14 protein-coding genes are annotated in these 11,230 nt (G+C 58.1%); 9 read left to right on the top strand and 5 right to left on the bottom strand.

Annotation, left to right across the window (positions count from 1 at the left end):
* Nucleotides 1–150: 150 nt before the first annotated feature.
* On the top strand, nt 151–1,200 hold the full coding sequence (locus M5C01_RS25380; protein WP_152741251.1) for an MBL fold metallo-hydrolase: 1,050 nt from the start codon (nt 151–153) through the stop codon (nt 1,198–1,200).
* A 137-nt stretch (nt 1,201–1,337) separates the two neighbouring features.
* Nucleotides 1,338–2,927 carry an amidase family protein gene (locus M5C01_RS25385; RefSeq protein WP_248764407.1) on the top strand — a complete coding sequence of 530 codons (1,590 nt, stop codon included), beginning with the start codon at nt 1,338–1,340 and terminating at the stop codon, nt 2,925–2,927.
* A gap of 49 nt (nt 2,928–2,976) precedes the next feature.
* On the opposite strand, the gene M5C01_RS25390 is transcribed toward M5C01_RS25385, so the two are convergent.
* Complete coding sequence (locus tag M5C01_RS25390) at nt 2,977–3,780, bottom strand: SDR family oxidoreductase (RefSeq protein WP_152741250.1); 804 nt, start codon at nt 3,778–3,780, stop codon at nt 2,977–2,979.
* Nucleotides 3,781–3,898: 118 nt separating this feature from the next.
* Between M5C01_RS25390 and M5C01_RS25395 the strand changes: the two genes are divergently transcribed.
* Nucleotides 3,899–4,837 carry a GlxA family transcriptional regulator gene (locus tag M5C01_RS25395; protein WP_152741249.1) on the top strand — a complete coding sequence of 313 codons (939 nt, stop codon included), beginning with the start codon at nt 3,899–3,901 and terminating at the stop codon, nt 4,835–4,837.
* 108 nt (nt 4,838–4,945) lie between these two features.
* Entirely contained in the window at nt 4,946–5,506 is a 561-nt protein-coding gene (locus tag M5C01_RS25400) for an AAA family ATPase (RefSeq protein ID WP_152741248.1), read from the top strand.
* A 4-nt stretch (nt 5,507–5,510) separates the two neighbouring features.
* Here M5C01_RS25400 and M5C01_RS25405 read toward each other — a convergent pair whose 3' ends face one another.
* Nucleotides 5,511–5,840: a helix-turn-helix transcriptional regulator gene (locus M5C01_RS25405; RefSeq protein ID WP_103498814.1), complete on the bottom strand. Its 330-nt coding sequence runs from the start codon at nt 5,838–5,840 to the stop codon at nt 5,511–5,513.
* Between the two features lie 278 nt (nt 5,841–6,118).
* Between M5C01_RS25405 and M5C01_RS25410 the strand changes: the two genes are divergently transcribed.
* The 3 genes from M5C01_RS25410 (at nt 6,119) to M5C01_RS25420 (ending at nt 7,130) form a co-directional block, all read left to right on the top strand.
* Complete coding sequence (locus tag M5C01_RS25410) at nt 6,119–6,361, top strand: type II toxin-antitoxin system HicA family toxin (RefSeq protein WP_152741247.1); 243 nt, start codon at nt 6,119–6,121, stop codon at nt 6,359–6,361.
* On the top strand, nt 6,358–6,759 hold the full coding sequence (locus tag M5C01_RS25415) for a type II toxin-antitoxin system HicB family antitoxin (RefSeq protein ID WP_100944165.1): 402 nt from the start codon (nt 6,358–6,360) through the stop codon (nt 6,757–6,759). Before M5C01_RS25410 ends, M5C01_RS25415 begins: the two co-directional genes overlap by 4 nt.
* Before the next feature lie 62 nt (nt 6,760–6,821).
* Entirely contained in the window at nt 6,822–7,130 is a 309-nt protein-coding gene (locus tag M5C01_RS25420; RefSeq protein ID WP_152741246.1) for a chorismate mutase, read from the top strand.
* A 2-nt stretch (nt 7,131–7,132) separates the two neighbouring features.
* Here the strand turns inward: M5C01_RS25420 and vapB are convergent, their stop codons facing one another.
* Nucleotides 7,133–7,369, bottom strand: coding sequence for a type II toxin-antitoxin system VapB family antitoxin (gene vapB, locus M5C01_RS25425; RefSeq protein WP_177102621.1), 237 nt, complete (start codon nt 7,367–7,369; stop codon nt 7,133–7,135).
* Between the two features lie 210 nt (nt 7,370–7,579).
* Here vapB and M5C01_RS25430 point away from each other — a divergent pair, with 210 nt between their 5' ends.
* Nucleotides 7,580–8,776, top strand: coding sequence for an IS256 family transposase (locus M5C01_RS25430; RefSeq protein ID WP_152741245.1), 1,197 nt, complete (start codon nt 7,580–7,582; stop codon nt 8,774–8,776).
* Between the two features lie 113 nt (nt 8,777–8,889).
* Here M5C01_RS25430 and M5C01_RS25435 read toward each other — a convergent pair whose 3' ends face one another.
* A complete protein-coding gene (locus tag M5C01_RS25435; RefSeq protein ID WP_248764408.1) occupies nt 8,890–10,086 on the bottom strand; it encodes a Fic family protein in 1,197 nt (398 codons plus the stop codon).
* A 531-nt stretch (nt 10,087–10,617) separates the two neighbouring features.
* Here M5C01_RS25435 and M5C01_RS25440 point away from each other — a divergent pair.
* The gene (locus tag M5C01_RS25440) at nt 10,618–10,914 is read left to right on the top strand and encodes a fructose-bisphosphate aldolase (protein WP_152741244.1); all 297 of its coding nucleotides are present in this window, start codon (nt 10,618–10,620) and stop codon (nt 10,912–10,914) included.
* Nucleotides 10,915–11,001: 87 nt separating this feature from the next.
* Here the strand turns inward: M5C01_RS25440 and M5C01_RS25445 are convergent.
* Nucleotides 11,002–11,230: ribonucleotide-diphosphate reductase subunit beta (locus M5C01_RS25445; protein ID WP_332874102.1), on the bottom strand; the 229-nt coding region annotated here is incomplete at its 5' end.

Below are 11,230 nucleotides of genomic sequence, written 5' to 3' on the forward strand. Positions count from 1 at the left end.
CGGCAGCGTTGTTGCAAGCTTGAAACTACACTGTGTAGTGTAGTTGCTCTACTCCAGTATTTCATCGGTTCAAGGCTTGCGTGCAGCGGCCCTTGATCATTCAGCAGAAGAACGTGGGAACCCTTGGCGGTTTCCGGGAGTCACCCCGTAATGACCACTCGTTCGCTTACCCGCGCCAAACCCTCGTCCTTGCAGGAGCAGGGGCAGTACCGCAACCATGCTCCCACCCCCCAGGGCGGGTTCGGCAAGATGCTCGGTATTTTCTGGAAGATGCTCTTTCACAAACCCCGCACTACCCGTCCGTCCGGCAGCGTTCCGGTCCTGGGGCTGACCCGTGAGCAGTTGTTGGCGGCGGAAGACTTCAGTGTCTTTCGTCTTGGCCATTCGACCTTGTTGCTCAAGCTGCAGGGCCTGTTCTGGTTGACCGATCCGGTGTTCGCCGAACGTGCGTCGCCAGTGCAATGGGCCGGTCCCAAGCGCTTTCATCAACCGCCCATCAGCCTTGAAGAGTTGCCGCCTATCGAGGGCGTGATTCTTTCCCACAATCATTACGATCATCTGGACTATAAGACCGTCCTGCAACTCGCTGCCAAGACCCGCTATTTCCTCGCGCCCATGGGCGTGGGCGATCTGTTGATCAAGTGGGGCATCCCCGCTGACAAGGTCCGGCAACTGGACTGGTGGGAAGAAACCCAGGTCGGCGACATTCGTTTCGCCGCCACCCCGGCACAGCACTTTTCCGGCCGCACGATGTTCGACAACAACCAGACGCTGTGGGCGTCCTGGGTGATGATGGTGGGCGAGCAGCGGATTTTCTTCAGTGGCGACAGCGGTTATTTCGAAGGCTTCAAGCACATCGGTGAACATTACGGCCCCTTCGACCTGACCTTGATGGAAACCGGGGCCTACAACGTCGATTGGCCCCATGTGCACATGCAACCGGAGCAAAGCCTGCAGGCGCACCTGGACCTCAAGGGCCGTTGGTTGCTGCCGATCCACAACGGCACGTTCGACCTGTCCTTCCATGTCTGGCACGAACCCTTCGACCGGATCCTGGCCCTGGCCTGGGAACGCAATGTGTCCATCACCACGCCGCGGATGGGCGAAGCCTTCAACCTGCTGCAACCCCATCGCGGGTACGCCTGGTGGCTGGAAGTGGAGCACCCGGAAGAGGCGCAGACGCCGATCACCGCGCGCTAGGGTGTCTCACGGGTTGCATTGAATTTTCACTCAGCCTGCAACCGATTGTGTCCGGCGCTTCTGACGGAAGCGCCCATTAGGATGACCGCCGCCAGTGAAATGGATCACTGGCGTTTGGTTTCCTCAGGACACGATTCATGTATCGAATGCTCAAAAAGCGCGCCGTGATGCTCACCCGTTTGGCGTTGCTGCACGCCCTTTGTCTGACACCGCTTGTCAGTCAGGCGAATACTCCCGACCAAGCTGTATTTCCGGCGCCAGCCTCGGTTAAAAACCAGGCGTTGGCGCAGATGGTCTATGCCAGTGCCGCCGAGGTGGCACTGGCGCTGGCCGAAGGGCGCTTCACTTCGCAGGAACTGGTGAGCTATCTGGTCTCCCGTGCAGCCGATCTGGACTCGTTCGGTCCGGCCATCGAGGCGGTGATCGAGTTCAATCCCGAGGCCTTGTCGATTGCCGAGGCGTTGGACGAAGAGCGCCAGGCGGGTAATCTGCGTGGCCCCCTGCATGGCATCCCGGTGTTGCTCAAGGACAATATCCATACCGCCGACCAGATGCAGAGCGCGGCCGGGTCATTGGCCATGGTCGGCACCGCCGCCGCTGATGACGCGTTCATCGTGCAAAAACTCCGCGAGCAGGGTGCGATCATCCTGGGCAAGACCAATATGAGCGAGTGGGCGAATTTTCGCGGTGACCAACTGCCTGATGGGTGGAGCGGGCGAGGCGGACTGACCAGGAACCCCCATGGGCTCAAGGGCGATGTCTGTGGTTCCAGTTCGGGTTCCGCTGCGGCGATAGCGGCGGGTTATGCACCGCTGTCGTTGGGGACCGATACCTTCGGGTCGGTGATTTGCCCGGCGTCGAAGAATGGTGTCGTCGGCCTGAGACCTTCCGTGGGGTTGTTGAGCCGCACGGGAATCATTCCTGCTTCCCGCGAACTCGACAGTGCCGGGCCGATTACACGTACGGTGCGTGATGCCGCCTTGCTCCTCAATGCCATGGCGGCCCTCGATCCGCAGGACCCGGCTACGGCGCAAGTCCCCGCAACGAAGGACTACACGCAAAAGCTGAAAGCCGATGCGCTACAAGGCAAGGTCATCGGCTATCCCAGTCGCTTCAAGCCTGGTAGTGAAGACTTGAACGAGCATCCGCAGTTTGCCCAGGCCTTGGACACCCTGCGTGGCGCCGGCGCGCAACTGGTTCCGGTCGACTTGAAGGGGACCGATTGGAGCGAAAACGATTGGACGCGAGTGAGCCGCCTGTTCGACATGACGATCAAGCGGGTGCTGCCCGGCTATCTGGCCAGCCGCTCGGGTCTGAAGGCCTCTACCCTTCAGGAACTGGTGGATTACAACGAAAAGAATCCCGGTGCGGAAAACTACAACCAGGACCTGCTCAAGCGAGCCAATGCGCTGGTATTTGACGAAGCCGAATACCTGAAGCTGTCGGACGGACTGGGCGATGAGGCGCGCGGCAACGTCGATAAGCTGCTGGCGGATAACGGACTGGATGCGGCACTGGGGGATCCTCATCCGTTTGCGGTGCTTGAACTGGGCAGCGCAACCTTTGCCGGGTATCCGGGGATTACCGTGCCTTCGGGCATGGATGCCGATGGCATGCCCACCTCGGTATATTTCTACGGTGCGCGCTGGAGCGAGGATGAGCTGCTGGCGATCGCCTACGGCTACGAGCAGGCTTCGAATGCGCGACAGGACCCGGACTTTGAATAAGCCCGGGTAGCGGTGAGCCTGCCACCGAGTCTGGTGGCAGGTTGCAAGGTCAGCCTTTTACTGTATAGCGAGCCGCCGGTACCTGATGCGACAGGTTGGGCTTCAGGGCTTGGCGTGCCTGTTCGAAGGCTTGCCAATCGGCAATATCCGGCAGCGACGGGATAGTAACCAGCTCGCCAAGAGCCAGCCCGGCGAGCGCGGCATCCACCAGATCTTCGCTGTTCATCACGATCTCACCGGGCAGATGCTGTATCGGCAACCCGGCGATATCCCAGAACTCGGTGCTGATCGCCCCGGGTAATACGGCCTGGACCTTGACGCCTTTTTCGCTCAGTTCGTGATGCAGGGACTGAGTGAAGGCCAGTACAAAAGCCTTGGTTCCGCCATACACACCGTTGAGCAGCTCGGGGGCGATGGCGACGATGGAGGTGATATTGATGATCGTCCCTTCAGCACGGGCCACGAAATTGGTCGCCGCCGCTTTGGCCAGACGGGTCAGGGCGACGACGTTCAAGTGAATCATCGCATCCATTTTCGCCTGTTCGGACTCCAGCAGCGAGGCGGATGCCCCGACACCGGCGTTGTTTACCAGCAGGTTGATCCGCTGGTCCTGTTCGAGGATTTGCGCGATTCGCGCCAGATCGCCTGAGTCATTCAAATCGGCCTGAACCACTTCGACGGTCCGTCGGGTCGCGTTGCCCAACCGTGCGGCCAGTTGCTCCAGGCGTTCGCGATTGCGGGCCACCAGAATCAGGTCGTACCCCTGGTGCGCCAGACGGTCGGCGTAGACCGCACCGATACCGGAGGAAGCGCCAGTGATCAGGGCAAAACCCTTCGAAGATGATTGAGTCATTGCAAGGCTCCAGAGTGGCCGACGAGATGTCGGCGTTGCTGGCGTTAAGATTATGGTGGTAATTTATTGGCAGCAATGTCATATCTCCCACCTTTTAAGACATTATCGAGTCCTGCCCATGATCCGTGTCGGCATTATCCTGTTTCCTGGTTTCCAGGCGCTGACGTTGGCGAGCGGTACGGTTTTCGAGCACGCCAATCTGGAAGTCGAGCGCGAGGTCTATCAGGTGGACCTGCTCTCCGAGCACGGTGGTACGGTCAAAAGCTCCATCGGCTTCAGCGTCGAGACCCAGCCCTTCGGTGTGCAGGATTACGACACGCTGGTGGTGGTGGGTGATAACGACCTGGTGCCAGGGACGACAGGCCTGATTGACTACCTGCGCGGTGCACCGGCGTTTGCCCGGCGTATCACCTCGGCTTGCACCGGCTCGTTTCACCTGGCGGCGGCCGGTCTGCTCGAGGGGCGACGAGCGACCACCCACTGGTACCACGCGCGGATTTTCAAGCAATGGCATCCCGCTGTTCGACTGGAGGAGGACAGGATCTTCACCGTGGATGGTCCGATCTGGACTTCGGCCGGCATGACCGCCTGTATTGACCTGGCATTGGCCCTGGTAGAGCAGGACCTGGGGGTGGAAGTGACTCGCAATCTTGCGCGCACGTTGGTGGTCTATCACCGCCGGACGGGTGGCCAGTCGCAGTTTTCCGCATTGCTGGACCTTGATCCGAAATCTGATCGTATTCAAAGCGCCCTGGCGTTTGCCCAGGAGAACTTGCGGGAAGATTTATCCGTTGAGCAACTGGCGCAAGTGGCTCACCTCAGTCCGCGTCAGTTCAGCCGGCTGTTTCGTGCCGAGACCGGGCAGTCGCCGGCCAAGGCGATTGAGCACCTGCGCCTGGAAGCGGCACGGTTGATGATGGAATCGGGCTGGCACTCCATCGATGTCGTCGCCCGCGACACCGGCTTTGCCGATCCGGAGCGCATGCGTCGGGCTTTTCTGCGGGCCTATGGTCAGCCGCCGCAGATGATCCGGCGCTCGCTGCAATTGCAGATGTAGCCGTTGTAAGGAATCACTCGCTTGGCGAGCGGGGTTTTCCGTTCAGCCCCCAGGCGAGTACGGGTCTACCATTAGTTCGAGACTGGAAGCAGAGCGTCAGGAACAACCATGGCCCATCGAATTCATCTTTTCGGCGCGTCGGGCTCCGGCACTACGACCTTGGGTATGGCGCTGGCCGAGCGCTTGGGAATTGCCCATTTTGACTCGGACAACTTTTACTGGCAGCCCGCCGACAAGCCTTTCAGTTGCAAGCGTCCCCGTGACCAGCGGGTGCAGTTGCTGCGTGAGCAACTGGCCCGGCAGGACAACTGGGTGCTCTCCGGTTCGCTCTGTGGCTGGGGCGACCCCTTGATTCCGGCGTTCACCCTGGCGATTTTCATGCGCCTCGACCCGGAGGTCCGCTTGCAGCGCTTACGCGTTCGCGAGTTCCAGCGCTATGGCGCGCAGATCCACGAAGGGGGAGAGCGGTTTGTCGCGACCCGTACCTTCCTGGAGTGGGCGGCCGGCTATGACACCGGCGACCATGGCACCCGCAGTCTCAAACGACATGAAACCTGGATCAGGAACCTGCCATGCCCGGTGTTGCGGCTGGACACCACCGAGCATCCGGTGGAGGCGTTGGTCGAACAGGTGATGCGCGCGCTGGAGCGGCCGGCTGCATCGGTGTAGCTGATTACTCGATCAGTTCGTAATCCTTGCGCTCGATCGGGTCCGGTGTGGTTCCGCGGATATTCATCCCGCGACCGGGGGCAAACCCGGGGAAGAACACCAGGCCTTCGGCTTCGAAGCGAAAGGCCAGGGCCAGTCGGGTAACATCCCTGAGTGGTTCGCCGGCTTCGAAGCGCTGGATGGCGGCGACCGAGACGCCGGACTCCCGGCTCAGTTGCTCATGGCTCCAGCCCAGCATGACCCGCGCCTGCAGGCAGTGTCGGGGCGTGAATTGATGCAAAACGATGCGTTCAACGGTGGTCCTCATCACATGACTGGCGGCTTGGCTGGACATGGCACTCTCCGGGCTTGATCGGCTGATTTGAAAATACTGTGTTTTTGTACAGTTGTTTTTCGACCTGATCAAACGTTTTTTCAGCATTCCGATTATCGGTATCGAGCTGTTGTGTTCGTAGGGATTGGATCAGCTCATGCGTCGGCATTGACCGTACGACATGCTTTGTCACGGCCTTTCTTTGCTTGGTAAAAACAATGTTGTGTAGGGTGTGTATTTTTGGCTTGATGTGATTCAAGCGCGTGTGTACCTTACACAACAGAGCTCAAGGAGTGAGCATGCGAAGCAGAGAGGTCATTGAACTGATCGAAGCCGATGGTTGGTATGAGGTGGCGGTGAAAGGAAGTCACCACCAATTTCGGCACCCGAGCAAGACAGGCCGCGTCACTGTTCACCATCCCAAAACGGAAATTCCGAAGGGAACACTCCACAACATATTGAAGTCGGCTGGCCTCAAGGGCACAGCGTATAGCGATGGCAACCGTAATGACGTGTTTCCATATGGGCGAGGTATCCAATGAAATTTCCAGTGGTACTACATAAAGAGGCGGAATCAGACTACGGCGTGACCGTGCCGGATGTGCCAGGTTGTTTTTCTGCCGGAAGCACTTTTTCCGAAGCGCTGGAGAATGTGCATGAGGCCTTGGCCTTGCATTTCGAGGGTTTGCTGGCTGACGGTGAGCCGTTACCCCATGCGCGGGAGGCCGATGTCTATCTGGATAACCCGGACTATGCCGGCGGTCTCTGGGCCATCGTCGACTTTGATGTGACGCCTTACCTGGGCAAGTCGGTTAGATTCAACGCCTCGTTGCCCGAGCATCTGCTTGAGCGGATCGACGAACGTGTGCAGAAGGATCATCGCTACGCCTCGCGCTCGGGGTTTCTGGCGACGGCGGCGTTGCGCGAGTTGTATGCCTGATGGGTTGCAAAGGGAGAGATGTATCAGCCAGAGTGGCCGGTCTCAACAGGAGATAGAACGATATGGCCGTCCGTTGTACATCACTCGAAGAAGTCCGCGAAAACATCGACCGTCTGGATCGGCAGATCGTAACGCTGCTGGCGGAGCGGGGTACCTATGTCACTGAGGCTGCGCGCTTCAAGAAAGACAGCGATGCCGTCAGGGCTCCACAGCGCGTGGAGCAGGTCATCGCCAAGGTGCGGGCATTATCCGAGGAGTACGCCGCCAATCCCGATGTGGTCGAACAGGTCTACCGGGCCATGATTGCGGCGTTTATCGAGCAGGAGTTGCAAGAGCATGGAGGCGCTCGCCACTTATCATCTCCTTCCTAGCATCAACCTAAAAAGGAATCCCGCACCTGATCTGCGGGTTGCTCACGCTCGGTCATGAAGTCGGCAGTCACTCCCTCACCCTCAAACCAGCTATCCCATGATTCGCCAGCAGGGGTGATAATCCTTGTTCTGCCGATTGCAATGACATCGACGCGCTTCACGTCATCAGGCAGCGCTACGGCTTTGGGTAATCTCACCGCTTGGCTACGGTTACTCTGGAAAATCGAGCCTTGTTCCACGGTACACCTCGGGATATGTCGGATGTATATCCCCTAATATTCGCTTATACGTTAAGGGCAACGTACGCTTGGCCGAGAATTTTGATCGTGTCCCAGGAAGTGGTGTAACTGAACCAACCGAAGGCGCCCTGCGGGCGAAAGAGGTTGGTCATCGTGGTTTTTGGCTAACGTTGAGTTTGCCAAGACCTAACGAACACCAGGAAAACCACGATGACCAAGTCCACTATCGCATTGACCGAGCTAGTTGAGAAAGGGGCAGACGCCGATCTGCTCAAGCAAATGATTCAGTTCGTTGCCCAGCGCATGATGGAACTCGATGTCGAAGGCCTCTGCGGCGCCGGCTTCGACGTCAAAAGCCCAGACCGGGTGAACAGCCGCAACGGCTACCGGGATCGCCTGTGGCAAACCCGCGCCGGAGACGTTGACCTGAAGATCCCCAAGCTGCGCCAAGGCAGCTATTTCCCTGGCTTCCTTGAACCTCGGCGCACCGCCGAGAAAGCCATGGCCGCAGTGATTCAGGAAGCCTATATCCAGGGTGTTTCAACTCGCTCCGTAGACGAGTTGGTCAAGGCCATGGGCATGACCGGCATCTCCAAGAGCCAGGTCTCGCGACTGGCCGGCGAGATTGACGAGCGTGTCAACGCGTTCCTGGATCGCCCGCTTGAAGGTGACTGGCCCTATCTCTGGATTGATGCCACCTACGTCAAAGTACGGGAGGCCGGGCGTATTGTGTCGGTCGCCGTCATAATCGCCGTGGCGGTGAACACCAATGGTGGCCGGGAAATCCTGGGCATGCGCGTCGGTCCCTCGGAAGCAGAGCCGTTCTGGACGGACTTCCTGCGAAGCCTGATGCGACGTGGCTTGCGCGGTGTAAAGCTGGTGATCTCTGATGCACACGAAGGGCTCAAGGCTGCCGTTTCCAAAGTCTTCCACGCGACCTGGCAGCGCTGCCGGGTACACTTCATGCGCAACGCCATGGCCCATGTCGGCAAGGGCCAGCGCACCATGGTGGCGGCCTTGCTGCGCACCGTCTTCGCCCAGGACAGCCGAGCCGAATGCCATCAGCAATGGCGCCTGGTCGCGGATCAGTTACGGGAAAAGTACCCCAAGATCAGTGCGCTCATGGATGGCTGCGAGGATGAAGTGCTGGCCCACATGGCGTTCCCTAAGGCGCACCGGCAACAGTTGCACAGCACCAACCCGCTGGAACGGCTCAACGCCGAGATCAAGCGCCGAACCGAAGTCGTAGGGATCTTCCCAAACGACCCGGCGATCACCCGGCTGGTCGGGGCGATGTTGCTGGAGCAGAACGACGAGTGGTGCCTGCAACGGCGCTATATGCAGTTGGAGGCTTTCGAGGCGGTCAGCGATAATCCGCAGGCCAAGCTGTCGGCCGTGATCAACTAAACGGCAAACTCAGTGGCCAGAGCCATGATGAGTTACACCACTTCCTGGGACACGATCAGAATTTTGGCAGAACCTCACAAGCCATGATTGATGGGTTGTGAGGTATCGACCGCTCACGCACCGATCATTCGCTGATGCAAATCAGGGAATAGAAGCTGCGCAAACCAGATGGGTAAACCGGGATACAGGTCACGGGCTTTGGGGCTCAGGCTTTCCACAATTCCCAGGTTTACGAGTATCTTGAGCTGTTCGATAGCGGTCCGCTCATTGAGGCCGGTGAACACCTTGAAGTCAGCACGACTGATCGTTCCCTGCGTCAAAAGGATATGCAGTGCACGAGCCGACTCCAGCTTCAGCCCTGCCTTGAGAATACGCGGCTCCCATTTGAATATGGTTTCCAGGCGCGCTCTCATTTGGGCAACGTTCAACGCCTGTTCCGTGTAGCGCATCTGATCCAGGCAGGTCTCCAGCATGAAACCGACGAACTCGAATAACCCGGCTTGAGTGAGTTGTCCTCGGCCATCGAGGTCTCCACGTCGAGGTTTGTCGGCGTTGGCGAGAAAGGCGTAATAAGCGTTCTGCTGTCGCGCCAGCCCTCTTGAAAGAGACCACAGCGGCGATGCCAGGCCGAGCTTATGCAATTGCAGATGAGTAATCAGTCTTATGCTGCGTCCGTTTCCGTCCACGAAGGGGTGAACCCAGGCTAGCCGATGATGGTAGGCCATGGTCGCAAGCAGGCGGCTACGGGCGTCGGGAAGGCGTCCGTAGACTTGTTGCATCCGTACCAGCATGGGGGTGACCGCTGTACTGGCGGGCGCAGCATTATCCCCGACTAAAACATTCTTCTGTGCTTCGTCGCGCAGTTGGCCTGGAATCAGCAGGACGCCGTCTACCAAGCGTAATTGTTCGGGTGTCGCTCCATGAAAAAGACGCCGATGCACGCGCGCAATGAGTTTGGGGTCGAAAAAAGTAGCCCAGGGCGACTCAGCATAAAGTGTCATGGCTCTCTCAAACGCCTGCTGGGCACCGATATGAGTCATTGCGAGTTCTGACAACTCTTTGCGGCTGCGTTTTGGGGCGGAAGGTGCCAATGTGAGCGGTTCAGTAAACTGGCCTTCAATCAGATTGCTGTAAAAGCTGCTGGTCACCCGCAGGAGCCCACCGACACGAGAGGCCATTTCAGGTGGGACCATTCCTGTCAGCTTTCCAGCCTGGAAGGGAATGTCCTCGGCCAGCTTCAGAAGCTCGGCAGGGAAGCTCGGCATGAGCGGCTCAAGCCAGTGGTTTCCTGTCATCAATGTGGACGACATTGTGGCTCCTTTTGCAGATTTTTTTGCAGATTTTTTGAAGACTGAATGGCTTGTATTTAAAGGGCTGTAAGAACTTATAGCATCATTTTTTTGAGGAAGGTTGCAGATTTTTTTGCAGATATCTTTGGCAGGAATCTCGAGGTGGTAAAAGTAGGTTTCAGATCGTTTTTGAGGTAGCTAATTTCGCTCATTCTATCGCTGGTATCTCGTCCTACTCCCAAGTCAGAAAACTCATCGGACGCCTGCCCACTATGGCGAATTGTTCCTGATAAAGAGGTGGGCTTAGAGTCTGAATGGCTCGCTGGGTAATCTGGCGAGAAGGGTTTCGCAGCCCTTTTACACAACACGAAAAGCATCATGAAAGCGTTGGCGGCTGTATATTTGCTGCTGCTCGTTTCATGGTGGCTGTGTGTGGGAGGCTTTCGAGCCTGCCGAGTTTCGTGTTCATCGGTCTGCGAACCCGCACACAGCTGCCGCCCATTTCGTTTCGCAGCGAAGGGTGGTCATTCTCTAGTAACACGGAGTTTAACGATGAATACCGAGCATACCCCCAGGCGCTTTATCCCGATGGACAGCGTATCCACTGAGTTCCCTGTTCTCTACATCGACCGCAATGCCCCGCTGGTTGATCTGCATGCCTGCGTCAGCGAGCGCATGCGGGCGGTCAACAAACTGATGATCCTGTTCACCTGCAGCCGGCTAAGCGATAGCGATCCACGAGACCTGGGCAATATCGCCTCGATCTCACGGTTGTTGCTACAGGATGCCAGTGACGTGTTCGATGTAATCGAAACGCGAGGGCTGGAAGCGAAGCACCTGGCTTCATAACGCAGTGATCAGACGCAAACGAAAAAGCCCTGAACAGGTTCAGGGCTTTTCGGTGTTTCAGCTACTCACTCAAGGTGAACAGCCGCATCAATCCCAGCTCAACGCCCCGCCAGTCTGATACTCGATCACGCGGGTCTCGAAGAAGTTCTTCTCTTTCTTCAAGTCCATGATCTCGCTCATCCAGGGGAACGGGTTGGTGGTCCCCGGGTACTCTTCCTTCAAGCCGATCTGGCTCAGACGACGGTTGGCGATGAACTTGAGGTAGTCCTCCATCATCGCCGCGTTCATGCCCAACACGCCGCGTGGCATGGTGTCA

Source organism: Pseudomonas sp. MWU12-2319, from assembly GCF_023242525.1.
Lineage (GTDB): Bacteria > Pseudomonadota > Gammaproteobacteria > Pseudomonadales > Pseudomonadaceae > Aquipseudomonas > Aquipseudomonas gingeri_D.